Genomic DNA, 25,546 nt, shown 5'->3' on the forward strand with positions numbered 1-25,546 from the left:
CTCGGGCCGTGTCGGCTGTCATCGTCGACCTTTGCCGGCATGCGTGTGTGACACCCAAGTAGCAGCTCGGCATTTTCCTTCATTCGACTGGCAAGTTGCCACCAATGCTGCCATTCTGCTGCCGTGTGGGGATTGGTCGAGCGGCCGACCGAGGAACGCATCGCCGCGGACTTTCTGTCCGCCGCAGCCGACCGGTCGGCGCTATTGGTGATCGAGGGCGAACCGGGGATCGGCAAGACCACTGCGTGGCGCGAGATCATCGACGAAGCGCAGCGTTCCGGCTTCCGTCTGCTCCGGACTCGGCCGTCGCCGGCCGAGACGGCGGTCGCCTACGCCGGCCTCGGTGACCTGCTCCACGACGTCGACGCACCTCTGCTCGACAGCCTGGCCCCTCCGCAGCGAGCCGCGCTCGACCACGTCCTGCTGCGCGGCAGCGCGCAAGCCGAGCCGGTGTCCGCCCGCGCCGTGGCCTCCGGCACCCTGACTGTGCTCGCCGCGCTGGCCCGGCAGAATCCGGTGCTGCTGGCTGTCGATGACGCCCAGTGGCTCGACGCCTCGACCGGGTTCGTGCTCGGCTTCGTGCTGCGGCGCCTCGACCTCGGCATGGGTGTGCTCGCGACAGTACGCTCGGGACATCGGGATTCACCGTCTGCGGCATGGCTGCGCGATGCCACCACGGCGTGGTCGGCCGACATGTCGTTGCCACGCTTCACGGTCGACGATGTCGACGCCCTCGTGGGGAGCGCGCTGCACCGACGGGTGCCGCGCCGCGCCCTCACACGCATTCACGAATTGTCGCGGGGAAACCCGTTTTACGCGCTCGAACTCACCCGGACCTTGACCGACGACGGTCAGCTCCAGGTTCCGACGTCACTGGTCGACCTGGTCGGGACGAGGGTCGCCCTTCTCGACGAAGAGGTGCGCCGGGTTCTGCTCGTCGTCGCGGCGGCGACGAGGGCGACGGTCGAGCTGGTGGCCGAGGCCCTCGACATCCCGAGGACGCACACTGCGACACTGCTGGAAAGGGCAGAATCGCTGCACATTGTGACGCTGGCCGGCCACTGGGTCCGATTCGTCCACCCGCTGCTCGCGCACGCGGTCTACACCGGCGCCGGCCCCGCGGACCGGCGCGCGGTACATCGGCGACTGGCCGAGGTGGTACCTGAATTCGAGTCGCGGGCGCGCCATCTCGCGCTGGGTTCCATCGTCGGCGACGCCGCCACCACCCGGGCGCTCAGCGATGCCGCCGACATCGCACTGAGTCGCGGAGCGCCCGCCGAGGCGGCCGAACTGCTCGACTTGGCGGAGTCGCTGGGCTACGACGATCCGGCTGTGCGCATCCGTGCGGCGGCAGCACATTTCGATGCCGGCGATTCCGCTCGCGCCGAGGCGGTGCTCCAAGATGTGCTGGGCGTGGCGAAGGCCGGTCCCGAGCGCGCGGGCGCCGCCATGGTGTTGGCGCGAATCCAGATCTACGGCAACGGTTTCGGCGAGGCGCGTGACGTTCTGGTCCGCTACGCGCCCGAAGCAGACGACGATCCCGAATTGTCGGTCCGGATGCGGGTGCTGCTGGCCTACTGCCTGTACAACACGGGTCGCCCGCAGGAGGCCCAGGCCTGCGTCCGCGCCGCCGCCGACGAGGCACAGCTGCTCGGCAGCGCCGTGCTGTTGGTCGAGGCGCTGGGCCTTCGAATGATGATCGACTGCGTGTGCGGGCTCGGCGTTGACCTCGGGGCACTGCGCGAGGTGGCGGCGATGGAGGGCGCCGACAGCCGGTCGATCCCGCTGGCCTTCCGCTCTTCGGCCCTGCTCGCGGTCGCCCAGTCCTGGACCGGGGAGCTCGACGAGGCCTTCGCCGGACTACAACACATCCGGCAGGGGTGCCAGGAATTCGGCGAGGAAGGCGAGCTGTACTACATCGACTTCCATCTCGCCTTCGTCGAGATGTGGCGGGGCAACCACGAGGCAGCCGCCGACATCTGCGCCGAGTTGGCCACGGGCGCACAGCACCTCGACGACGGATTCATCGCGTTCAACGCCCTCCTCACCAGGGCGTACCACGCGGCCCAGACCGGTGCCGCCGACACATGCCGGCGCCTTGCCTCCGAGGCCTACGAGGTGGGCCAGCGGGCAGGGGCGGTGCAGGCGAGCCAGATGGCGCTGGCCAGCCTCGGCTTCCTGGAGGTCTCCCTAGGTGATTACGCGGCCGCGATCGACGCCCTCCAGCCCTATGCCGATCATCTGCTCGCGGAACCGGATTTTACGGAGATCTTGATAGCCGGCGGAGTCCCCGACGCCATCGAGGCCACGGTGGGGCTGGGCCGCACCGCCGAGGCCGCTGCGCTGGTCGACCTGATGGAGCGCAACGGTCGTCGGCTGGATCGCGCCTGGATGCTCGTCGTCGCGCTGCGCGGGCGGGCCCTGCTGCTGGCGGCGACCGGCGACCTCCACGGCGCCGAGAACGCGTTGGCCGACGCCATGATCCAGCACGATCGGCTGCCGATGCCGTTCGAGCGTGCACGAACTCTGTTCGCCCGCGGCCAGATCCACCGTCGGCGTCGCCGACGGGCGCTGGCGCAGCATGACTTCCGCGAGGCCGTGCGGATTTTCGACACAGTCGGGTCGCCGCTGTGGGCCCGCCGCGCCCGCGCCGAGTTGAGGGCCGCGCCGGTGCTGTCGGCCCAGGGCGATCTCACCAGCGCCGAATACCGCGTCGTCGAGCTGGCGGCCACCGGAATCACCCAGCGCGCCATCGCCGATGCCCTTTTCGTCAGCCCCAAAACGGTCGACTCGCACCTCCGCAGCATCTACCGCAAGCTCGGCGTCCACTCCCGCAGCGAGCTGGTGCATCGGCTGTCGCGGCCGGAATCGGCGGCGGGTGCGTCCGATCGTGGGAGACGCGATGAGACGTCACCGTCACGTCCCGTCCCCGACTAGTCGCGACTAGGCGGACGGCGCGTAGGCACCACCGGAGATGTCCTCGACCAACGTCGGACCGGTCGGCGTCCAGCCCAGAAGATGTTGTGTCGCAACGCTTGTCCCGGCCATATCGGCGCTGAAGAATCCACCGATCCAGCCGTAATGCTCGGCGATGCGGTCCGGCGGGATGGCGGCGACAGGAAGGCCGAAGGCCGCTCCGATCGCCTCGGCGATCACCGTGGTGGGCACGCCCTCTTCGGCCACGGCATGCAGGCGAGCGCCGGCCGGCGCTTTCTCGAGACCGAGGACCACCATCCGGGCCGCGTCGGAGACGTGTACGGCCGCCCACCGATTGCCCCCGTCAGCTGGATATGCCGACACCCCACGCTCGCGCGCGATCTCGCACAGCCGGTTGATGAAGCCGTGGTCGCCGGTGCCGTGCGTGGTGGGCGAGAACCGCAGCGCGACGGAGCGGACTCCACGCTCGGCGAAGTCGAGCAGCAGGTTCTCACTGCCCCCGCGGGGCGACTGGGCGCCGAGGAACGGCGAGGGGTCGTCTTCCGTGGCGGGCCTGCCGTCGGTGAGGCCCATCAGGCCGGACGCAAGCAGGAACGCCTTGCCGGTGTCGACGAGCGCGTCGCCGATGGCCTGTGTCGCCGCGCGTTCGGTGGCGTTGGTGGCGGCCATGTTCGCCCAGTCGTGCTTGTTGGCGAGGTGGATGACGGCGTCGGCGGTGCGAGCGGCGGTCCCGATGGCGTCGAGGTCGTCGAGGTCGCCGCGTACGACGGCCACCCCTTGCGCGTCGAGTGCGGCGGCGGAGGCATCGGAGCGGGCCAGGCCGCTGACGGTGTGGCCGGTGGCCAGCAGTTCGTCGACGACGGCGCTGCCGATCCACCCGGACGCTCCGGTGATGAACACGTGCATGGTGACCCCTTGTTCGAGTGATGTCAGTTACTGACTTCGACCGTACACTCGAAGTCAGTCACTGTCATCACTAGACTGCGGCATATGGCGAGGTGGGAGCCGGGCACTGCGGAGCGGCTACAGGACGCCGCGCTGGAGTTGTTCGCGGCCCGCGGGTACGAGCAGACGACGGCAGGTGACATCGCGCAGGCCGTCGGCCTCACCGAGCGGACGTTCTTCCGCCACTTCACCGACAAACGCGAAGTGCTGTTCCACGGGCAGCAGGCGTTGACCGACGCCTTCATCGCAGGGCTCACTGACGCGCCAGCGGATGCGTCGGCCACAGACTTGGCAGTCCGCGCGCTGCGGTCCTCTGCAGGGTTCTTCGACGACGAACGCCGCTCCCACTCCCGGCTGCGGCAGTCGGTGATCGACGACAATCCCGCGCTGCAGGAACGCGAAGCGCTCAAGCTCGCCTACCTCGGCCGCACCCTCGCCGACGAGCTCCGGTCCCGCGGCGTCGAACCGCTGGCAGCCGACGTCGCAGCCCATCTCGCGGTGATGGCGTTCGGTATCGCGTTCGCGCAGTGGATCACCGAGGGCGAACAGCGGTCGTTCGCCGAGGTCACGACGGACGTGGTGCGCGCAGTGGGCGCCACCGCCGCCGAACTCGAGGACTTCTGATCACGGTGAGCGTAGGGGCTTGTCGCGTCGCGACGGGCGGGTACCGCCCCAACACGACCTGAACCGACACCTCGGAGGGACTGACCCATGAGCGCACCGACCGAGTGGAGCACAGCAGAGTTGTCCGACCTTCTGCAGACACCGTCTGCGCCACGGATCATCGACGTGAGGACCCCGGCCGAGTTCGAGACAGCGCACATACCCGGTTCGGTCAACGTGCCGCTCGACGTCCTCAGAGCCCACCGTGACGAGGTGGTCGCCGCACTCGACGGCCAGGTCGCCCTCGTCTGCCGTTCCGGGCAGCGGGCAGCCCAGGCGGCCGACGTCCTGAAGGCCGGGGGGCTCGCCGACGGCCGCGTGGTTCGCGACGGCCTTCTCGGCTGGGAAAAGCAGGGTTTCGCGGTGGATCGGGGCCGCCAGCGATGGGAACTCGAGCGGCAGGTGCGGCTGGTCGCCGGTTCGATCGTGCTGTCATCGGTTCTCGGCAGCGTGGTCGTCCCGCAGCTCAAGTGGGTGGCGGCCGCCATCGGGGGCGGGCTGACCTTCGCGGCGGTGAGCAACACGTGCGCAATGGCCAACGTCTTGGCCCGGTTGCCGTACAACCGCGGCGCGCGGCGCAATCCGGCGGAATGGATATCCCAGCTCTCCGACTGAACACTCGACAGTTCGGCTCACCGTGATCCGATCGAGCTGACGTGAACTCTTGTTAACCCGCCGACCTGGCTGTTCACCCTATTGACGTTGGCGTTCACCGCGCCACTGTGGTTGACAGCTAATTCACCCCTTCCTAACGTCCGAGCCCCGGGATCGGCCAGGAAGGGGTGAACGTGGGACTTGAAGCGGCCTGGTCCAAACCGACGCTCGCCCTTGGAGATTTCTTCGTGCTCGCCGGGGAGACGATCGCCTCGATGTTCCGTCGCCCGTTCGCGTCACGGGAGTTGATCGAACAGATCTGGTTTGTCGCTCGCGTGTCGATCGTCCCCACAGTCGTGCTGTCGATCCCCTACACGGTGCTGATCGTCTTCACGCTCAACATCGTGCTCATCGAGGTCGGAGCGGGCGATCTGTCCGGCGCGGGCGCGGCGCTCGCGTCCGTCACACAGGTGGGACCCGTGGTCACGGCGATCGTGGTGTCCGGAGCGGGCGCGACCGCGATGTGCGCGGATCTGGGGGCGCGCACGATCCGCGAAGAGATCGACGCGCTGAAGGTCATCGGTGTCAATCCGATCCAAGCGCTCGTGGTGCCCCGGGTGATCGCCGCGACATTCGTTGCGCTGATGCTGTATTCGGTGGTCGCCGTCATCGGACTCGCGGGCAGCTATTTCTTCGTCGTGTTCGTCCAGGACGTCACACCCGGCGCCTTCGTTGCGGGCATGACCCTGCTGACCGGCCTTCCGCAGGTGATCGTGTCACTGGTCAAGGCGCTGCTGTTCGGCCTCTCGGCGGGGTTGATCGCCTGCTACAAAGGCCTTTCCGTCGGGGGCGGGCCCACCGCCGTGGGCAACGCGGTCAACGAGACGGTCGTCTTCGCGTTCATGGCACTGTTCCTGATCAACATCGTGTCCACTGCGTTCGGCGTGAAGGTCGCGCCATGACCGCCGTCGAGGACCGGGACCCCTCGATCGTCGGCGACCTCGCAGGCAGGACGGTCGGCGCCACCCGCCGGCTGGGTGAGCAGACCGCGTTCTACGGGACCGCGCTCGTTTCGACAGTGGACGCCGTGCGCCGCTACCCGGGCGAGGTCCTGCGACTGATCGCGGTCATGGGGATGGGCACCGGGGCATTGGCAGTCATCGGCGGCACCGTCGTGATCGTCGGCTTCCTCACACTGACCACCGGAGCCCTCATCGCCGTCCAGGGCTACAACACCCTGTCCAATGTCGGAATCGAGGCCCTGACCGGATTCCTCGGCGCCTTCCTCAACGTCCGATTCATCGCGCCCGCCACCGCGGGGGTCGCGCTGGCCGCGACGATCGGCGCTGGAGCAACGGCTCAGCTCGGCGCCATGCGGATCAACGAGGAGATCGACGCGCTGGAGGTGATGGGGATCCGCTCCGTGACCTATCTCGCCTCGACGCGCATCGTCGCGGGAATCTGCGCGGTGATCCCGATTTACACCGTTGCCGTGCTGATGTCGTTCCTGGCCACGCGATTCGGCACGACCATGATCTACGGACAGTCACGCGGCGTGTACGACCATTACTTCACGACGTTCCTGCACCCCACTGATCTCCTGTGGTCGTTCACCGAGGCACTGGCGATGGCGGCGGCGGTCATGGCGATACACACCTACTACGGGTTCACAGCCTCGGGCGGCCCCGCCGGGGTGGGCGAAGCGGTCGGACGGGCCGTGCGCACCTCCATCACCGCCGGGGTGTTCATCCTCCTGACCATCACGCTGTCCGTGTACGGACAGTCCGGCAATTTCCATCTGTCGGGATGACGACCGTGAACACCGAGCGCACCAATTCCCCCCGCCGCGGGAACGCCGTCGATCCCATCTGGTTTGCGCCCATCCTCCTCGTGGTGATCACGGCGCTCGTCGCGGTGACCGTCCTGCTGTTCAACGGCACCCTGCGCGACACCGTCCCACTCACCCTGGTCTCCGACCGGTCCGGCTTGGTGATGGAGAACGGCGCGAAGGTCAAGATGCGCGGCGTGCAGGTGGGGGTCGTCGACGCCATCGGAGTTCGCACCGACCCGCACGGCACGGATCTGTCCACACTCACGTTGAAGATCGATCCCGAGCCGTTTGCGCTCATGCCGGCCAACATCGAGGCCGAAATCAAGGCCAGCACAGCATTCGGAGCCAAGTACGTCGATTTGATCGTGCCGCCTCAAGGAGCCAGCGCCCAGACCCTGAAGCGCAATTCCGTTCTGCACTCCCGCAACGTGACGGTCGAGGTCAACACGGTCTTCCAGAATCTGCAATCGGTGATGCAGGCGATCGATCCCGCGAAGCTCAACGCGGTGCTCTCCGCGGTCGGCGAAGCCGTGCGCGGCAAGGGCGCCACGATCGGGCAAGCGATCACCGACACCAACAGGGTGCTGCTCGCAATGAACCCGCGGATGCCCACCGTCCAGCGGGACTGGCAGCTGTTCGGCGCCACAGCCGACGCCTATTCCGGTGCAGCACAGGACATCCTGGCAGCACTCGACTCGTTCTCCACCACCAGCACGACGATCAGCGCGAACGCGAAGGCCCTCGACGACCTGCTGTTGTCTGCCGTCGGCTTCTCACAGTCGGGCACCAGCCTGCTCGCCGGCAACCAGCCGAACCTGGTGCGCATGCTGAACCTGCTCGTACCGACCACCGGGCTCCTTGATAAGTATTCGGCGACCTACACCTGCCTGTTCGAGGGCGCCCAGTGGTTCCTCGAGAACGGCGGCCGAGACGCGTTGGGCGGCAACGGCAAATCCGTTGTCATGGATGCGGCGCTGCTGGCCGGCGACGACCCCTACCGCTACCCCGACAACCTCCCGCGGGTCAACGCGACGGGCGGACCGGGCGGACGGCCCAGCTGCGGATCGCTGCCAGACGTCAGCAAGAACTTTCCGGTCAAGTATCTGGTGACCGACACGGGATTCGGTACCGGCCTGGATGTGCGACCGAATCCCGGCATCGGCTTCCCGGGTATCGCGAACTACTTCCCGGTGACCAAGGCCATCCCCGAACCACCGCGCATCCGGTACCCCGGCGGCCCCGCGCCGGGGCCCCTGCCACCGCCGGGCCCACCCCCACCTCCGCCTGCCACCGCACCGCCACCCGACGGGAGCCAGCCATGACACGCAGGACACCGCGCGGCCTCAAACGCGTGGCGCTCTTCATCGCGCTGTGCCTGGCCTTCATGTTCGCGTTGGTCACCGTCTTCGGTCAGTTCCGGTTCGATCCGCGCACCACCTACAGCGCGGTGTTCACCAATGTGTCAGGCCTCAAAGGCGGCAACTTCGTGCGCATCGCCGGTGTGGAGGTCGGCAAGGTGAAGAACCTGACCCTGCACAAAGACGGCACCGTCACCGTCGATTTCGCGATCGACGACAAGCTGACACTCACCGAAGGCACCCGGGCCGCGGTGCGCTACGAGAACCTGATCGGAGACCGGTACCTGGCGCTCGAGGAAGGACCCGGATCGCCGCGGACATTGTCAGCGGGACAGCAGATTCCGCTGTCCCGCACATCGCCCGCCCTCGACGTCGACGCCTTGATCGGCGGATTCCGGCCGCTGTTCCGCGCACTGGACCCTGACCAGGTCAACGCCCTCTCCGGCGAGCTACTCAAGGTTTTTCAAGGCCAGGGCGGCACGATCGCCTCGGTGCTGGCGCAGACCTCGGCGCTCACGTCGACCTTGGCCGGTCGCGATGAGCTGATCGGTCAGGTGATCACCAACCTCAACACCGTCCTCGATACGTTCGCCGCGCACGACGACCAGTTCTCCGAAGGGCTGGGCAAGCTTGCCGAACTCACCCAGGCCCTTGCCGAGCGGCGGTCCGACATCGTGACGGGAACGGCCTACGTCAACGCCGCCGCCGGCACCGTCGCCGATTTCTTCGCCGAAGCCCGGCCGCCGATCAAGGAGGCGGTCACCCAGACGGATCGGTTCTCCGGCCAGATCATGGCCGATCACGACTATGTCGACGACCTGGTCAAGACCCTGCCCGACGCCTACCAGGTACTGGCTCGCAACGGCCTCTACGGCGACTACTTCGGCTTCTATCTGTGCGACGCGGTCCTGAAGGTGAACGGCAAGGGCGGCGAACCGGTCTACGTCAAGCTCGCCGACCAGGTCTCGGGACGGTGCACACCGAAATGACGCGTCTGAAAGTGCTTCTCAGGGTCCCCCGGCTCAAGCCACTCGCCGACCGCAACCGGCACGTCGTCGGCGCCGTCGGCGTTCTGATTCTGGTCGCCGCGGTGATCGCGACCTTCTCCTACGACAAATTGCCCTTCATCAAGGGCACATCTGACTACACCGCCTACTTCGCCGAAGCCGGCGGTATCAAGCCGGGCAGCAAGGTCCAGGTGTCTGGTCTGCAGGTCGGCGACGTGTCCGATGTCGCGCTCGACGGGACGCGGGTACGCGTGGACTTCACCGTTCGCGACGATGTCGAACTCGGTGACCGCACAGAAGCCGCCATCAAGACCGAGACGGTGCTCGGCACGAAGATGCTCGAGGTGACACCGCGCGGTGAGGGCACGCTGACGGGTCCGATCCCGGTGGAGCGCACGGTGTCTCCCTACGATCTACCCACCGCGCTCGGTGACCTCACCACCGCCATTAGTGGGCTGGACACCACCCAGCTGTCGGCGTCGCTGAGCACACTTGCGCAGACCTTCGCCTATACGCCACCGGAACTGCGCATGGCGCTCGACGGTATCGCCCGGTTCTCCGAGACCCTCAACGCCCGGGACGCTCAGTTGCGGAGTCTGCTGGCCAACGCCAACGCGGTCACCGGCGTACTCGCCAAGCGCAGCGATCAGATCGCCGCACTCGTCGCCAACACGAATTCGCTTCTCGCCGAGCTGCTGTCCCAGCGGAATTCGATCGACGCGCTCATGACGAACGTGACAGCCGCCTCGCACGAGATCTCAGGGCTGGTCGCCGACAACCGGGAGGCGCTCAAGCCCGCCACCGACAAGCTCAACGGCGTGCTGGGCATCCTCGACAATCGCAAGCAGGAATTGCAGCGCACCCTTTACCTGCTCCGCCGCTACGCCATGTCGTTCGGCGAGGTTCTCGGGTCGGGCCCGTTTTTCAAGGCTTCGGTGGTCAACCTCGCGCCCGGCCAGTTCGCCCAACCCTTCATCGACGCCGCGTTCTCCGACCTCGGTCTCGACCCGAATGTGCTCGCCCCGTCTCAGCTGGTCGACCCGCCGATCGGTCAGCCGGGCACCCCGCCGTTGCCGGTGCCGTATCCCCGGACCGGGCAGGGCGGCGACCCCAATCTCACCCTGCCCGACGCGATCACCGGCAAGCCCGGCGACCCGCGCTATCCCTATCGCGAGCCGCTACCCGCACCGGCTCCTGGCGGTCCGCCACCCGGGCCGCCCGCGGCGTCCGGTCCCGCACCGGCACCGACGATTCCCCCGCCGGCGCCCGATGGGGGCAACTGATGACCAAGCACATGCGCGCCGCGCGCATCGCGCTCGCGGCCACCCTGGTGCTCATCCTCACCGTCGCAGTGACCGTCGTGGCCACGCCGTGGTGGAACCGCGTCAGCGAGAACACCTTCACCGCGTTGTTCGCGAACGCCAACGGTCTCTACACCGGCGACGAGGTTCGCATCCTCGGTGTTGCCGTCGGCACCATCGACCGCATCGAACCGCAGCCCACGCAGACGAAGGTCACCTTTTCTGTCGATTCCGACTATCCGGTGCCCGAGGATGCCAAGGCGGCGATCCTGTCGCCATCGCTGGTGACCGCGCGCGCGATCCAACTGGTTCCCGCGTATTCAGGTGGACCGACCTTGTCGCCCGGTTCGACGATCCCCCTCGACCGCACGGCCGTGCCCGTCGAATGGGACGACTTCCGTGACCAGTTGGAGAAGCTGACCGCCGCGCTGCAGCCCACGACCCCGGGAGGCCCCAGCGCGGTCGGCGAGTTCGTCAACACCGCGGCGGCCAACCTGCGCGGTCAGGGTGCCACCGCACGAGACACCATCATCAAGCTGTCGCAGGCGATCTCGGCCCTGGGGGATCACAGCACCGACATCTTCAGCACCGTACGCAACCTGCAACTACTGGTGTCCGCCCTGACGTCGAGCAGTGACCTGCTCGCCGCGTTCAACACCAATCTCGCCGAGGTGTCGACGTTGCTGTCCAATTCGCCCAACGAGTTCGCCGACGCGACCCACAGTCTCGACGGTGCCGTCAACGACCTACGAAGCTTCGTCGCCGACAACCGGGAGAACCTCGGCGTCACCGTCGATCGTTTGGCCGCCATCACCACCGCTCTCAACGACAGCCGCGGTGACGTCAAACAGGTCCTGCACATCGCGCCGACGGTGTTCCAGAACTTCATGAACATCTACCAGCCGGCGCAGAGCGCCGTCACCGGCATCCTCGCACCGGTCAATTTCGCCGACACAGTTCAGTTCATCTGCAGCGCAATCGAAGCCGCGTCGCGCAGGGGCTGGGAACAATCGTCGAAGCTGTGCGTGCAGTACCTGGCGCCGATCATCAAGAACCGTCAGTACAACTTCCCGCCGCTGGGAGTGAACCCCTTCGTCGGCGCCGCAGCGCGCCCGAACGAGATCACCTACAGCGAGGACCGGCTCAGACCGGATGCACCCCCGCAGCCGGTGCCCGGCCCCGCCATCTCCACCGATCCGGCGCTCGGCCTGCCGGGTCTGTTCGCGGTACCCGCCCCCCCGGGCGGATCGCCGTGAGCCGTGTGCTGGTGGCTCTGGCCGCCACCGCGGTGCTGCTGGCGGTGCCGGGCTGCCAATGGCGCGGACTGAACTCGCTGAGCCTGCCGGGTACCGAAGGCGACGGGGCGAACACCTACACGATCCAGGCGCAGCTGCCTGACGTCGTGGTGATCCAGCAGAACACCCGCGTGCGGGTCGCGGACGTCAACGTCGGAAACGTCACCAAGATCGAGGTGCAGGACTGGCATGCACTGGTGACAATGCGCATCAACGGTGACGTCCACCTGCCTGCCAATGCGACAGCGAAGGTCGGGCAGACGAGCCTGCTGGGCTCCATGCACATCGAGCTGGCCCCACCCACCGACGCACGGCCGGAGGGAGAACTGAAGGACGGGTCGGTCATCCCGCTGTCCGCGGCGGCCACGTACCCGACCACAGAACAGACCCTGGCCTCGGTGTCGATCCTGCTCAACGGCGGCGGAATCGGGCAGCTGCAGGAGATCAACCAGGCCTTCGCCACGGCGCTCGCCGGCCGCGAGGACGAGATGCGCAGCCTGCTGACTCAGCTCGACACCTTCGTCACCCGCCTCAACGCGCAGACCGACGACATCATCCACGCCACCGAGCGGTTGAACGCGCTGGCCGGCCAGGTCGCCGAGAAGGATCCGACCGTCGAGCGTGCGCTGACCACCATTCCGCAGGCGTTGGCCGTCCTCGCCGAGCAGCGCGCCCATCTCGTGGACGCCATCGACGCCGTGGGCAAGTTCAGCGCGATCGCCACCTCCACGATCACCCAGACCCGGGAGGACCTGGTCGCCAACCTCCGCAGTATCGCGCCGGTCTTTCGCGAGCTGGCCGATGCAGGCCCTGCCCTGACCAGGGGTCTGGATTTCCTGTCGACGTATCCGTGGGTGAAAAGCACTGTGGCCAACTGGTTTCGGGGCGATTTCGCCAACATCACCCTCGTCATAGATCTGACGCTGAGCCGGTTGGACAGCGGCCTGTTCACCGGAACGAGGTGGGAGGGAAACCTCACCGAACTCGAGATGCAGTGGGGCCGCACGATCGGTCAGATGCCGAGCCCTTACACCGCCGGTAACCCGCTCGTCGCTCCGTACCGGTGGGGGGCGTACTGATGATCCGTCTGCCCCGCACCGTATGGATCCAGCTGACCATTCTCGCGACGATCACCGTCGTCGCGGGCAGCATCATGGCTTTCGGTGTCGTGCAGGTGCCGGCGTTGCTCGGTGTCGGCCGATACGAAGTGACCCTCGACATGCCCGCCACCGGAGGACTCTACGAGTCGTCGGTCGTGACGTATCGCGGCTCCGAGATCGGGCGGGTGACCTCGATCGACGTGACCCCTGGCGGAGTGCGCGCAGTGCTCACACTCGATTCCAGCACGGCCGTGCCCGCGGATGTGTCCGCCGCCGTGCACAGCCGGTCGGCCATCGGGGAGCAGTTCGTCGAATTGACCCCGCGCTCCGACGGGGGCGGCGCGGCACCGGCGACGTTGCGCGACGGTGATGTCATCCCCGCCGCGCAGGTGCAGGTTCCCCCCGACATCGGTCAGCTACTCGATGCGACCAACACCGCGCTGAGGGCGATTCCGCCCGACAATCTGAAGACTGTCGTCGACGAGGCCGCCACCGCGGTCGCCGGCCTCGGCCCCGAGCTGTCGCGAATCGTGGACGGATCGAGCGCGTTGGCGATCGAGGCGGGCAAGAACGTCGAGCCGATCACCGCGCTGATCGATCAGTCACCCCCGGTGCTCAACTCCCAGGCGCGCACCGCCGATTCGATCGCGACCTGGGCCCAGCGGGTCCGGTCCATCACCGGGCAGCTGCGGGCCCAGGACACCGCGTTCGCCGACCTGCTCACCGTCGGCGGTCCGGCGCTGGCCGAGGGCAAGGCGCTGTTCGACCGCGTCGCACCCGCTCTTCCCGTGCTGCTGGCCAACATGGTCAGTCTCGGCGAGATCGCGGTCACCTATCGGGCCGACATCGAGCAGCTCCTGGTGCTCTATCCGCAGGGGACGGCGGTCATGTCGGCGATCGCGCTGCCCAACTCGGGAACCAAACAGGACTACCGCGGAATCTATCTGGACTTCAATCTGAACCTGAACCTGCCGCCACCGTGCAACACCGGATTCCTGCCGGTGCAGCAGCAACGCTCCCCGGCCGAACAGGACTATCCGGAAAGGCCGGCCGGCGAACTGTACTGCCGCGTTCCCCAGGACTCGTCGCTGAATGTCCGTGGCGTGCGCAACATTCCGTGCGAGAACAATCCCGCCAAGCGCGCCCCGACGGTCGAGATGTGCGAGAGCGACGAACAGTACGTGCCGCTCAACGACGGGTTCAACTGGAAGGGTGACCCGAACGCCACCATCACCGGACAGGGCGTGCCGCAGTACGCGCCCGGCGTGCCCTGGCCGGGCACCGACGCGCCGCCACCCGCAGGTGCGCCACCGGCCGCGCCACCGCAGACGTCCGCACCGCCGGTCGCCCTGGTGCCCTACGACCCGGCCACCGGGACCTACATCGGTCCGGATGGCCGGCCCCATACCCAGTCCGACCTCGCAGAAGGCCCGAAAGGCAAGACATGGCAGAACATGCTGATCCCCCCGACACCGTGACCGAGACCGCCGCCGACACCGCACCCGGCGAGGACCGCGACGACTCCCCGCCTCAGGAGACCGGTGGACCCCGCGCCGGATGGCTCGGCCTCCGGACCGCCGTCGCCGCAGGCATCGTCGTCGTCGCTGCGACCGGTGCTCTGGTGGGGTGGTTCGGCTTCCGGGATCACCGGGCACACGAATCCCAGACGCGACGGGATGACTACGTTCAGGTGGCTCGGCAGGCCGCGATCAATTTCACCACCATCAGCTACACCCAGGCCGAGGCCGATGTGCAACGGATCCTCGACTCCGCGACAGGGACGTTCCGCGACGACTTCCAGCAGCGGTCGCAGCCCTTCGTCGACGTCGTGAAGAAGGTCCAGTCGTCGTCGGAAGGCACCGTCACAGAAGCCGGTCTGCTCTCGGCATCCGACGATCACGCCGAGGTCCTGGTCACGGTGTCGATGAAGACGTCGACTGCCGCCGCGCCGCAGCAGCCACCCCGGGGCTGGCGACTGCGCATCAGCCTGCAGGACGTCGATCACACCACCAAGGTGTCCAACGTCGAGTTCGTGCCGTGAGCACCCGACTGATCAGCGAGGAGCCGCCCATGACCCTGGATATCGTCGAGCAGGTGGCCGACGACACCGACGACACCGGAGCCACTACCGATGACGGGCGAGACACAGCGGAAACCGTTGCCGCAGAAGGCAGATCGCGCCGGTGGCCACGGCTCCTCGCCTACGGCCTCCTACCCGCTCTGGCGCTGCTGTTGACCCTGGCGGCTGCCTTCCTCAAGTGGCAGGACCACACGGTCCGATCGGCGGAGACGGCCACGACCGAATCGGTGCGCGCCGCCACCGACAGCGCCGTCGCGATGCTGTCGTACCGACCGGACACCGTCGACGCGGATCTCGGCGCCGCCGCCGATCGGCTCACCGGCAACTTCCGCGACGAGTACACGAAGCTGGTCACCGACGTCGTCGCGCCGGGCGCCAAGCAACAGAAGATCACCGCGGTGGCGACGGTACCGGCAGCGGCATCTGTGTCTGCCTCTGAAGGCCACGCGGTGGTCCTGCTGGCGGTGAACCAGGCATTGACGATCGACGGTGCGGCGCCGACCAACACCGCGTCCAGTGTTCGGGTGACGCTCGACAGGGTCGGTGACCGGTGGCTGGTCTCCAACTTCGAACCGGTGTGAGAGGGGGCGCGGCCGCGCTGACTGTCGCTGCCGCGCTGGTGCTCTCGCCATCGGCGGGTGCTGACGCCGTCGCCTATCTCGTCAACGTCACCGTGCGGCCGGGGTATCACTTCGCCAACGCCGACGACGCCCTGGCCTACGGGCGACGCCTGTGCGACGCCGTCACGGCAGGTCGGACCTATCCCCAGTTGATGGGGGACGTCAAGACCGACTTCGCCAATCCTGACGACTATCAAGCGTCCTACCTCATCACCCAGGCGGTCAACGAACTGTGCCCCGCTCAGATCTGGCAACTCCGGAACTCGGCTGCGGGCTACCGCCCCCCACCGCCATGACCGCCGCCCGCGACCTCACGACGACGCGGAACCTGCTCACCCTGTGGGCGGTGTTCACGGTCCTGTGCGCCCTCCCGACGGGCGCCTGCGCCGTCGCGCGTGCCGACAACTCCCGGCTGAACGACAGTGTCGTGGCCAACGCCTACGCCGCCCGCTACGACACGGGATGCCGCACAGATATCCGGATCGACCCGAAACTGAGGCTGGCAGCGCAGTGGCACACCGAGAACCTGCTCGCCGACCGCGCGCTCGACGGGCACCTCGGCTCCGACGGCTCCACTCCGCAGAGCCGCGCCGACGCTGCCGGATTTCACGGACCGGTCGCCGAAACGGTCGCGATCAACCCGGCGCTGGCGATCAGCGGTCTCGAGGTCCTGCGGCTGTGGCACGCTGACCCGCAGGCATGGTCGACCATGTCGGACTGCGCCAACACCGCCATCGGCGTCTGGTCGGCCAACAGTCTGGACCGCAGCGTCGTCGTGGCGGTGTACGGCCGGCCGGAATGAGCCAACCTCACGTCGACGTCGTGAGACCGAGTTCCGTTGCGTGACCGTAGGTGTCGTCGATCAACACGACGGACCGCTCGCCGCGATCGAGAATCGATGCGGCCACCGCGGCGCGGTACCCGCTCACGCAGTGCACCCAGATCTGCTTGTCAGGCAGATCGTTCAGTCGATCGGTGAGATCGTGCAGTGGGATGTTGACCGCGCCGGGGATGTGGCTGTCGTCGTATTCGTCGGTGCGCCGCACGTCGAGCACGACGACACCGTCGTCACCCAGACGGGGCGCCAATTCCGCGAAGTCAGCGACCGGGTACGACCGCACGGGCCCTGTGCCGTCGAACGGGGCGGCGCCTTCGACGCGGTCGACACCGATGCGGGCCAATTCCCTTTGCGCCGTGGCTATCTGCTCCTCGTCGTCACCGATGACCGAGAGCGGAGTGCCCCGGCCGTAGAGCCAGCCGAGGTAGTTGACGAACGAGTCCGACAGTTCGAAGCCGAAGCTGCCGTTGAGATGCCCGGCAGCGAAGGCGGTCCGGTGACGCAGGTCGACGACCCACTCGCCGGCCTCGATCCGCCGCCGCAGCTCGTCGACGTCGGTGCGGCGCGGCGGTGACAGATCAACCGGTGCGGGGCCCTCTCGGTTGATGACGCCCATGTGGGCGTAGTAGGCCGGATAGTCGGACAGCCCGGCGAGCAGCTCATCGACGAACGTCTGCTCGTCGCGCGTCAGCGCCGGATTGCTCTGCCGTTGCTCGCCGACCGTCGACTCGTCACGGTCGACGGCGGTCGCCGAGCAGAAGCTGCCGAATCCGTGGGTGGGATACACCTGTGCGTCGTCGGGCAGTTCGTCAGCCAGCCGTCGGATGGACCGGAACTGCGCCGCGCTCAGGCCGCGGGTGTGTTCGTCACCGAGCAGATCCGTGCGGCCCGTTGCATCGAACAGCATCGAGCCGCCGGTGAAGACGCCGACCGTACGACCGGACGCGTCGTCGAGGGCATAGCTGACGTGCTCCAGAGTGTGGCCGGGTGTGTGCAGCACCCGCAGTGTGAAAGGTCCGGCATCGACGAGGTCACCGTCACCGACCCGGTGCGGCTGATACCCCAGTTCCTCGCCGCCGGGCACCACGTACTGCGCCCCGACGGTGCGGGCGAGTTCGAGTCCGCCGGTGACGTAGTCGTTGTGCAGGTGGGTTTCCAGGACGTGGGTGATGCGGGCACCGCGCTCCCTTACCACAGCGAGGACTCGGTCGACATCGCGCTGCGGGTCGATCACGACGGCGACGCCGTCGGCGCTCACGACATAGCTGCGATCGCCCAGGCTCGACGTCTCGATGATGTCTACTCGCATACCGTCACCGAGATCCGCGCCCACGAGTTGTTCGCGTAACCCTTGGGATTCCACACCGACGACGCCGATTCCGGTTGCAGAGCCCCGGTGCTGTCCCACGCTCGGGCCAGCAGGTGCAGGGGCCCGGGCCGGGCCTCGATCGTCGTTCGCCACAGCCGCCACGTCCACGGACTTGTCTGGGGGTCGAGAACGGCCTGCTGCCAAGTGGTTCCACCGTCGGCCGAGACGTCGACCCGCGCCACTGTCCGGTCGTCACCCGCGTAGGCGTAACCGGCGACCGCGAGCGTGCCCGCTGGTACCCGGTCACCGTCAGCGGGGTTGAGGATGTCACCGTTGAGAGCGACGGGACCCAGTGAGATACCCGTCCGCGGTGGCACGGTGTCAGGGTCGACGTCGGCAGGCAGCAGGTGGTAGGCAACCGCCTGAAAGTAGTTGTCCGACGGTGAATCCCGGACCGTGATCGACCGCACCCACTTGACGCTGCGCGCGCCGATGTAGCCGGGCACGACAGCGCGCACGGGCCCCCCGTGCACCGGCGGCAGCGGTTCGCCGTTCATCTCCCACGCCAGAAGCACCTCGGCCGACAGGGCCTTGTGCAGCGGAATCGAACTCCCGTAGGCCTGCGGCGGCTCGGCCAGGTCCGTGATGTCGGGTCCCAGAAATTCGACATGCCGGCCGGGTTCGCCCTGCACCCCGGCGTGGGCCAGGACGTCGGCCAGGCGAACGCCGCCCCACACCGCCGTCGACGTCGCGCACGGCCCCCAGGGATCCTCTCCCGCGATCGGGCGGACATCGACGAGGCCCGCGCGCCGGTTGCCTGCGCACTGCAGGGTCGCTTCGACCGTGTGCGCCGGAAAGTCGCGCAACTCGTGCATGCCGAGAGTCAGCGGCCGGTCGACCAGTCCGGAGATATCCACGCGCCAGTCCTGCGGCGCCAGCTGGGGCACCTCGCCGTGGTTGCGGCTGTAGAACGTGTCGATGGGTGTGATGTCGGCGCCGGCCAGTGCTGTCGGTGGCGGTTCGGCATTGAACGGAGACAGACCGTGAACGACCATGTCGGCGCGTTTACCCCAGGGCAGGCCTCCCACGGCGGCAAATGTAGCCAACCGCGGCGCTGGCACCCTGAGTTCACCTCACGGTGATCGCAAAGCCGACGCGATGGTACGAGCGGGGAATCCCCTTCATGTCACTGCGCTCTGCCTGTGGGAGAAAACATCGTGAAGACCATCGTCCTGATCGCTCTGGTGGGCCTGGCCGCGCAGCTCGTCGACGGCAGCCTCGGTATGGCCTATGGCGTCACCACCACCACGCTGTTGCTGGCCATCGGGACCAATCCTGCGGCGGCATCGGCCACCGTCCACCTCGCCGAGATCGGCACCACCCTGATCTCCGGGTTCTCCCATTGGCGCTTCGGCAATGTCGACTGGCAGGTGGTCCGCAGGATCGCCGTGCCCGGAGCTGTCGGCGCATTCCTGGGAGCGACGGTGCTGTCGAAGTTGTCGACCGAGGCCGCCGCACCCGTAATGTCGCTGATCCTGCTCGCCCTCGGCCTCTACGTGCTGGGCCGGTTCACCTTCCAAGGCATCCCGCGCCACAATCTCGGCAAGCCGCTGCGCAGGCGGTTCCTCGCACCGCTCGGCCTGCTCGCCGGTTTCGTCGACGCGACGGGCGGTGGCGGCTGGGGCCCGGTCGGCACTCCGGCGATCCTGGCCAGCGGCCGCATCGAACCGCGAAAGGTCATCGGCTCGATCGACACCAGCGAGATCGTGATCGCCATCGCGGCGAGCCTCGGCTTCCTGGTCAGCCTTGGCTCGCAAGGCATCAACGTCGGCTGGGTGCTCGCCATTCTCGCCGGGGGCATGGTGGCTGCGCCGCTGGCCGCCTGGCTGGTCCGCCATTTCCCGCCGCGGCTTCTGGGCGCTTCCGTCGGCGGCATCATCGTGCTCACCAACGCCAGGACCTTGCTCCGCAGCGATCTGATCGACGCTGGCGCGCTGCTCCGCAACGTCACCTACGCGGTCATCATCACCGCATGGGCGGCGGCGTTCGCGTACTCACTGCGCGAGTACCTCAAAGACCGCGAGCGGGAATCCGCGGACTACGTCTCCTCCATCGCCGAGACAGGGAAGGAGCAGGCCGGCGAGGACAGAGCCGCCGCGGCGTCGTAGCAGTGGGCGCGGACGGTATCGAACCGCCGACCGCTGGTGTGTAAATGCCTTTCACCTGCTGTTGCAGCGTCTCCGTACGTCTATTCCGTACGTATATGTCCGGGTCAGCGGATCCCACGCGTCTCACCGCATCGCTCGCATCTCGCCCGTTTTCGCGCGTCTTGGCACAGTCCTGGCACAGCGGGGGCTTCGGTTTAGACCCGAATTAGCCGCCTGTCGGTGCCTGCATGACACGCTCGCTCAGGATGAGCGATGTCCCCGTCATCAATGGGCGATGGCCGGATGGCGGGAGTCGCGGGTGGGTTCCCAGCGGTGATCGACTACGCGCAGATCACTATCCACATCACAGGGTAAGTTCCGGAACGCAGGGGCACTTCCCCGCTCGGCCTGCAGCCGACACACTTCATCGATAACCGTTGTTATCCACGAATACCTGCGAGGGGCTGCTGGACGATCGGCGTCAACCTGCTGGTTGTCGTCACGGCCCATGGAGCCGACCTTGCCGTGCGCTGGCGCTACCTGCGACCTCAGGGTTATGAGACAGAAATCCGGAGTTTCGGGGTACCCCCTATTTCCCATTTGTGCAGCTCAGTGCCGGTTTGCCCTCCGAGCGGTTCCGTCTGATTGCACCCGTTTGGGCCCGTTTCGCAGAGTTTTGTTCCCAAATTTGTTCCCAAATATCGGGTCCGCTGCGACCGTGGGAAATTCTTTCGCCCAATCGGCCCGACCCTGACATTGCGGATGTGCATCACCACATTCACCGCTGCGCGCATGAGCACGGTGACGTCGTAACCGCGTTACGAGGGCTAGGTAAAGGAGATGGCTGAGGCAATTTGGTATCGAGCGGTCCGCTTGACCCAGGCGCCGTGGCCTGGCCCGGTTGTCGGAGCCTTGGAGTAGTTTCCGTCTGTGGGGACAGGCACGTGCGCCACCGAGGGTTGCACAGATCAGGTGCATGCGCGGAGACTCTGCGGCAGGCATTACCGTCGACAACTCACGGACGGTACGCTCGGCGAGCGAGCGACGTGCAACATCGTTGGGTGCAGCAGGTTCGTTTACGCGCGGGGCTGGTGCAACACCCACTACCAAAATTGGCGCGTCAACGGCGATGCCGAGTATGTCGCTCCCCCACGGCCACCGCGTAGCGACTGTGCCATCGACAGCTGCGGCAAGCCTCCGATCGCGCGGGGATGGTGCAGCACGCATTACAACCGCTGGCAGACGCACGGTGATCCCTTATGGGTCCGACCGCCCCGTAAATCGCGATGTTCAGTCGACGAGTGCAGCGGAAAGATTATCGCCCGTGGGTGGTGCTCCCATCACTATGATCGCTGGCGGCGATTTGGCGATCCCGAAGGCGTATCCCCGCCCAAATCCCCACCACCCCCTCGGACTTCCGTTGTGTGTGCTGTGCCCAGTTGTGAGGCGGTCGCTCGCACCCGCGGCTGGTGCAAAACTCACTACTCGCGGTGGCGACTCCATGGTGATCCCGAGTATGTCCGCCCGAAAGCTCAATGCCATCCCGAGATTGCCTGCTCAGTCGAAGGTTGCGACAACATAGCCGAGAAGCGCGGGTGGTGCGCCTCGCATTACAGGCGCTGGAAGGAGTGCGGCGACTCGACCGCGACGGAAGGTGCGACGCCGACCATGAACGGCGTCGAGTGTTCGATGAAGGAATGCGATCGATCCGTCATAGCGCGCGGGTGGTGCGATCGACATTACCGCCGCTGGAAGAAGACCGGCGATCCCGAATTCGAACGACCAAAATGCTCGGTCGACAACTGTGAGACCCGAGTACATCACGCGGGGCTTTGCGGACAGCACCATAAGCGGCTCAAGCAATTCGGAGACGTCAATTGGGTGCGGCCCAAGGCTGGCGCGACAGCATGCGCTGTCGAAGGTTGCGGGGAGTCGGCTGTAGCTCGGGGGTGGTGTAGGCGTCATTGGCAACGCTGGCGAGCGAACGGTGATCCGGTTACCCCGAAGTTGCGGCATGACCTTGCAGTGGACTATGACGATGACACCCGGCTGTGCCGAGGATGCGGCGGACGGTTCCCCCTTGATCAGTTTGACCGTGACCCGAATGCTTCTGGCGGCCGTAAGTCCCGGTGTAAAGCGTGTCGCAGTACGCAAATGAAGCAATTCCACGCGAACAACCGAGAACGCATCAACGCCCGCATGAAGAAGTACCGTCTGGACGATGCCGAGGCGCTCCGCCAGCGGGATCGCGAGCGCTACGAACGCGACCGTGACAAGCGAATCGCACTCGCAGTCGAGGCCACACATGCGCGGCGCCAACGATTCGCGAAACTCGGCACGCCGGTACGTGGTATCACCGTCCGCGCGCTTCGCAAGCTCCACGGCGACCAGTGCTGCTACTGCGGCGTCGCAATGAGTTTCGAGACTGCCGTAGGGCGGAAGTTCCTTCCCGAGAAAGCGACGATTGAACACGTCATCCCGCTGTCGATTGGGGGCGCCCACGACTGGGATAATTGCCGACTTGCCTGCTGGCAGTGCAATGTTCGCAAGAACAACAAGCTGGTCGATGAGTGGATGTCCGATGGGCCCGATCCCGGTGACCCCTGCGCCTGACGTGTCCACCGTCGTGACCCGAGCACCCCTGCCGTGACGCAGTGGCTTTTGTTGATATAAGACCTCGGCCGATTCCACCGATTCCGGTCAGTTCTCGATCATTGATGTTGAATATTCGTTGACGCGAAGCGGCACGTATGTAGGTCTCTCACCGGAGCCGAACACCGACAAGTCCGGACCGACAAGCTCCCCGTTCTACGTCAGATGCATGAATTCCGACAATCCGAACGCGTCCGCATTTGTGTCGCGCTCGCTGGCTTCGGACAGCGGATTCCTAGGCATCAAAGAATGATTGGGTTCGGGGCACGATGCCCCGCCGGGGCTCTGCCGCGGCGCGTACGCCGGCGGATTCGCTCGCATCACCCGGGAACCTATCTACCCCTCGATGCGCCGGCCGCCGACAGAGATCAGATCAAAGCTGCGACGCGGCGGCGATCTGCTGACCTCCGCTCACGCAGGCCACGACGTGGCCCGGCGCGGATTCCACGGCCCTGGACGTCGCCCTAGCCCCCTTGTCGCACTCGCCCCACCGCTTTCTCGGCACACCGCCCTCGTCAGCGCCACTAAAAATGTGTGGATCGACCTCCGGACCAGCTTGTAAACTGCCACCGGTGACGACCACCAGCTTCGCCGATATCAACGCGGCGATCCTTCGTGTCGACGACGCGAACGTACTCGTCGCTGCCCAGACCGACACGGCCCTGCGGATCGCCTTGGACATGTGCCGGCCGCGGAACTGGCAGGGCACCGGCGCTTCCACCGCGCTGCTGGACGCCGCCAAGGCCGAAGCGCTTCCCCTCGCCTGGGTTCCACCGGCCGATGTCATACGCCGGCTCGATGCGGCAACTAGCGCCGCTGAGCGGAAGTCGATGCTGCTCGGCGCGCGAGACGCCATTCTCGAAGCGTGCATCGCCGTCGTCGAAGAGTGTGATCATCCCGGCGTGGCTGAGTCGCGCACGTTGGTCGGAGCCGCGGTGCGCGCGGTCAAAGACGGTCATCACGCCGCAGGGATGTCGTTGGCGGTCGCAGTCGGCGAAAAGTTGGCGATGTGGGCGATCGAGCCACGGGTGATCGGCTTCTCATCACAATACGACTACGAGCAGTGGAAGTCCCGGTGGGATAGGGAGAACAAGAAGCACGAGAGGCTCGCGCAGGTGGCTGGCAGGCTTGGGCAGGCTTGGGAGTTCCCGCACTTGGTGTTGATTGCGCCGCTGCACGCGTTCTTTGTGGGGTTCAACCCGGGCGGGGTGGAACCTGAGCATCTGTCACGCAATGTGGTCGCTCATGCGCCTACTAACGATCACCTGAACCCGTTGAACGCGTTGAAGTCGGTGATGATGGTGACGGGCATTCTGCGTTCACAGCAGGAGTGGGCAGTGGATCTGGGTGATCATTACTGATCCCGGATGGAAGGTGGTGCTGCGTGCTGTCTTCGAGCAGCGATGCCTGGCTATTGTGAAACTGGTCAGAGATCTGGCTGAGCCGCCGTGCGGTCAGTGCTGAGTCGCCTTGGGCGCCGGCCATCGATCACGTAACGGGGTCTCTGTCGACCGAGGGGCCTCGGCCAAGATGCGTTGGCCGCGTTTGCAATTCCTGGCGTGTTCCCTCGGCCACAACGCCTCGACCGTGTTGGACTGCGGCGCCGGACCCCGAGGCACATAACTGTCGATCAGGCCGATTTCGAAGCCAGCTCCGCGTAATCAGCCCTCCGCTAAACAGACCGTGGAAGGGATCGACGAACTCGACGTGAGTGCTGCGCTTGACGACTGATGGCCCAAGTGCCGCTCTACCTTGTCGTCCGAGTATTACGGTGTGGTCTTGATGACCAATTCACAGCCACCAAGTCATGTTGTTGCACACATGCAGCTGCGCGCGCCTCGGGTGATACTCCTGGTGGCCGCCTGCGCCGATTGGCATCATCGAGCCCAAAACATCATGCATCACGTATCAAACGTATGGGCAGGTGCCGGTTTTGCCGTAATACCTGTCGATTCGGCAGGACTGCACCCAACGGTGCTGCGTGCCTCACGTGAGTACGACCCCGACTCAATCCTTTCAACTGAACTTACAGATCCAGCAACCATTGACGCCGATTTCGATGCACTTCGGAATGCGCAGGCTGCAATCTCAGCGGCATGTGCCAACTTTCGCAGTCCGGGGTTGGATCCAACAAGTGTCGCCACTCCGAGCCACGCCGAGCTGTGGAACTTCAGCTTTTCACCTGAGGACTCACCAGTCCCTAGCTCAGGACAGCCAACGCCTTTATCCGCTCTGTCACTCGCTGCCGACCAGGCAGGCCACATCGGGGCAAACCCCGGACTTGACGGCACGTTGGGCCTGGCCGCGGCAACTCATTGGGGGCTCAGTGAAACTCCGGCCGCAAGCAAACTAGTCGCGCCCGTCTCAGACGAGGCCAGACGGATGGCCGTCCACCGCCTGCTCTCGCCACCGCCTCGCGACCCAACCGCTTTACCTGGAATCACCGACGAAGCGGACCCCCAACTGGGAACCTGCCTCTCCCGAACCCTCTTCGGGTTGAGTGAAGTTTCCTCTTTCGGGGTCGACCGCGCGAATGCACTCGTAGTTTGGGGTGACTCTCCAGCAGACTTTGCACTGTCGACGTTATGGGACAAGACCTATCGATTCGGCCGCTGGCTTCCTGACGAGTGGTGGCAAGACAACACACTATCTGCTTACGTCAGGCTAGGGTTAGATCGGTTAGCTCGTGCTGCCGAAAGCAACTTGCGGACAATGCTCTTCACGTCCGCATCTATGAGCACCGACGAGTTGCGCGGACGCGTCGACGATTGGTGGTCGAAATCACCCCTCGGGACTACATCGCCTAGCAGAGTGCGGTGGAAAATCGTCGAAGCTAGTGACCTACATTTTTCGCGGTATTGGAAGACAC

Annotated in this window: 21 protein-coding genes; 18 read left to right on the forward strand and 3 right to left on the reverse strand. The window is 66.3% G+C overall.

What is annotated here, in order from left to right; genetic code table 11:
- The first annotated feature begins 123 nt into the window (after positions 1 to 123).
- On the forward strand, positions 124 to 2,937 hold the full coding sequence (locus tag ACZYYX_RS24165; RefSeq protein ID WP_463817243.1) for a LuxR C-terminal-related transcriptional regulator: 2,814 nt from the start codon (positions 124 to 126) through the stop codon (positions 2,935 to 2,937).
- A gap of 6 nt (positions 2,938 to 2,943) precedes the next feature.
- Here the strand turns inward: ACZYYX_RS24165 and ACZYYX_RS24170 are convergent, their stop codons facing one another.
- Positions 2,944 to 3,843 carry an SDR family oxidoreductase gene (locus ACZYYX_RS24170; RefSeq protein WP_463817245.1) on the reverse strand — a complete coding sequence of 300 codons (900 nt, stop codon included), beginning with the start codon at positions 3,841 to 3,843 and terminating at the stop codon, positions 2,944 to 2,946.
- An 84-nt stretch (positions 3,844 to 3,927) separates the two neighbouring features.
- Here ACZYYX_RS24170 and ACZYYX_RS24175 point away from each other — a divergent pair, with 84 nt between their 5' ends.
- From ACZYYX_RS24175 to ACZYYX_RS24240, 14 genes are all read left to right on the forward strand, one after another.
- Positions 3,928 to 4,506 carry a TetR/AcrR family transcriptional regulator gene (locus ACZYYX_RS24175; RefSeq protein ID WP_463817247.1) on the forward strand — a complete coding sequence of 193 codons (579 nt, stop codon included), beginning with the start codon at positions 3,928 to 3,930 and terminating at the stop codon, positions 4,504 to 4,506.
- Positions 4,507 to 4,593: 87 nt separating this feature from the next.
- Positions 4,594 to 5,160 carry a rhodanese-like domain-containing protein gene (locus ACZYYX_RS24180; protein ID WP_463817248.1) on the forward strand — a complete coding sequence of 189 codons (567 nt, stop codon included), beginning with the start codon at positions 4,594 to 4,596 and terminating at the stop codon, positions 5,158 to 5,160.
- A 254-nt stretch (positions 5,161 to 5,414) separates the two neighbouring features.
- Positions 5,415 to 6,101 carry an MlaE family ABC transporter permease gene (locus ACZYYX_RS24185; RefSeq protein ID WP_463817751.1) on the forward strand — a complete coding sequence of 229 codons (687 nt, stop codon included), beginning with the start codon at positions 5,415 to 5,417 and terminating at the stop codon, positions 6,099 to 6,101.
- The gene (locus tag ACZYYX_RS24190) at positions 6,098 to 6,949 is read left to right on the forward strand and encodes an ABC transporter permease (RefSeq protein WP_463817249.1); all 852 of its coding nucleotides are present in this window, start codon (positions 6,098 to 6,100) and stop codon (positions 6,947 to 6,949) included. Before ACZYYX_RS24185 ends, ACZYYX_RS24190 begins: the two co-directional genes overlap by 4 nt.
- Positions 6,946 to 8,292 (forward strand): MCE family protein, encoded by a 1,347-nt coding sequence (locus ACZYYX_RS24195; protein WP_463817250.1) that lies wholly within the window; start codon positions 6,946 to 6,948, stop codon positions 8,290 to 8,292. The genes ACZYYX_RS24190 and ACZYYX_RS24195 overlap by 4 nt, the downstream gene beginning before the upstream one ends.
- Positions 8,289 to 9,317, forward strand: a complete 1,029-nt coding sequence (locus ACZYYX_RS24200; RefSeq protein WP_463817251.1) for an MCE family protein — start codon at positions 8,289 to 8,291, stop codon at positions 9,315 to 9,317. Before ACZYYX_RS24195 ends, ACZYYX_RS24200 begins: the two co-directional genes overlap by 4 nt.
- Positions 9,314 to 10,618 carry an MCE family protein gene (locus ACZYYX_RS24205; protein ID WP_463817252.1) on the forward strand — a complete coding sequence of 435 codons (1,305 nt, stop codon included), beginning with the start codon at positions 9,314 to 9,316 and terminating at the stop codon, positions 10,616 to 10,618. Before ACZYYX_RS24200 ends, ACZYYX_RS24205 begins: the two co-directional genes overlap by 4 nt.
- Positions 10,618 to 11,892 (forward strand): MCE family protein, encoded by a 1,275-nt coding sequence (locus ACZYYX_RS24210; RefSeq protein ID WP_463817253.1) that lies wholly within the window; start codon positions 10,618 to 10,620, stop codon positions 11,890 to 11,892. The genes ACZYYX_RS24205 and ACZYYX_RS24210 overlap by 1 nt, the downstream gene beginning before the upstream one ends.
- Positions 11,889 to 13,010: a virulence factor Mce family protein gene (locus ACZYYX_RS24215; RefSeq protein ID WP_463817254.1), complete on the forward strand. Its 1,122-nt coding sequence runs from the start codon at positions 11,889 to 11,891 to the stop codon at positions 13,008 to 13,010. Before ACZYYX_RS24210 ends, ACZYYX_RS24215 begins: the two co-directional genes overlap by 4 nt.
- Positions 13,010 to 14,509 (forward strand): MCE family protein, encoded by a 1,500-nt coding sequence (locus ACZYYX_RS24220; RefSeq protein WP_463817255.1) that lies wholly within the window; start codon positions 13,010 to 13,012, stop codon positions 14,507 to 14,509. The genes ACZYYX_RS24215 and ACZYYX_RS24220 overlap by 1 nt, the downstream gene beginning before the upstream one ends.
- The gene (locus tag ACZYYX_RS24225) at positions 14,476 to 15,072 is read left to right on the forward strand and encodes an Mce protein (RefSeq protein WP_463817256.1); all 597 of its coding nucleotides are present in this window, start codon (positions 14,476 to 14,478) and stop codon (positions 15,070 to 15,072) included. Before ACZYYX_RS24220 ends, ACZYYX_RS24225 begins: the two co-directional genes overlap by 34 nt.
- A gap of 29 nt (positions 15,073 to 15,101) precedes the next feature.
- A complete protein-coding gene (locus tag ACZYYX_RS24230) occupies positions 15,102 to 15,692 on the forward strand; it encodes a hypothetical protein (protein WP_463817258.1) in 591 nt (196 codons plus the stop codon).
- Positions 15,689 to 16,027 carry a DUF732 domain-containing protein gene (locus ACZYYX_RS24235; RefSeq protein WP_463817259.1) on the forward strand — a complete coding sequence of 113 codons (339 nt, stop codon included), beginning with the start codon at positions 15,689 to 15,691 and terminating at the stop codon, positions 16,025 to 16,027. The genes ACZYYX_RS24230 and ACZYYX_RS24235 overlap by 4 nt, the downstream gene beginning before the upstream one ends.
- On the forward strand, positions 16,024 to 16,533 hold the full coding sequence (locus tag ACZYYX_RS24240) for a CAP domain-containing protein (RefSeq protein WP_463817260.1): 510 nt from the start codon (positions 16,024 to 16,026) through the stop codon (positions 16,531 to 16,533). The genes ACZYYX_RS24235 and ACZYYX_RS24240 overlap by 4 nt, the downstream gene beginning before the upstream one ends.
- Before the next feature lie 7 nt (positions 16,534 to 16,540).
- Here the strand turns inward: ACZYYX_RS24240 and ACZYYX_RS24245 are convergent, their stop codons facing one another.
- On the reverse strand, positions 16,541 to 17,878 hold the full coding sequence (locus tag ACZYYX_RS24245) for an MBL fold metallo-hydrolase (RefSeq protein WP_463817261.1): 1,338 nt from the start codon (positions 17,876 to 17,878) through the stop codon (positions 16,541 to 16,543).
- Positions 17,869 to 18,933, reverse strand: a complete 1,065-nt coding sequence (locus tag ACZYYX_RS24250) for a sulfite oxidase (RefSeq protein ID WP_463817752.1) — start codon at positions 18,931 to 18,933, stop codon at positions 17,869 to 17,871. The genes ACZYYX_RS24245 and ACZYYX_RS24250 overlap by 10 nt, the downstream gene beginning before the upstream one ends.
- Positions 18,934 to 19,095: 162 nt before the next feature.
- Here ACZYYX_RS24250 and ACZYYX_RS24255 point away from each other — a divergent pair, with 162 nt between their 5' ends.
- From ACZYYX_RS24255 to ACZYYX_RS24265, 3 genes are all read left to right on the forward strand, one after another.
- Complete coding sequence (locus tag ACZYYX_RS24255) at positions 19,096 to 20,046, forward strand: sulfite exporter TauE/SafE family protein (RefSeq protein WP_463817262.1); 951 nt, start codon at positions 19,096 to 19,098, stop codon at positions 20,044 to 20,046.
- Positions 20,047 to 22,179: 2,133 nt separating this feature from the next.
- Positions 22,180 to 22,638, forward strand: a complete 459-nt coding sequence (locus tag ACZYYX_RS24260; protein WP_463817263.1) for an HNH endonuclease — start codon at positions 22,180 to 22,182, stop codon at positions 22,636 to 22,638.
- A 611-nt stretch (positions 22,639 to 23,249) separates the two neighbouring features.
- On the forward strand, positions 23,250 to 24,038 hold the full coding sequence (locus tag ACZYYX_RS24265; protein WP_463817264.1) for a hypothetical protein: 789 nt from the start codon (positions 23,250 to 23,252) through the stop codon (positions 24,036 to 24,038).
- The last annotated feature ends 1,508 nt before the right edge of the window (positions 24,039 to 25,546 follow it).

Source organism: Mycobacterium sp. IDUB_1 (genome assembly GCF_055419625.1).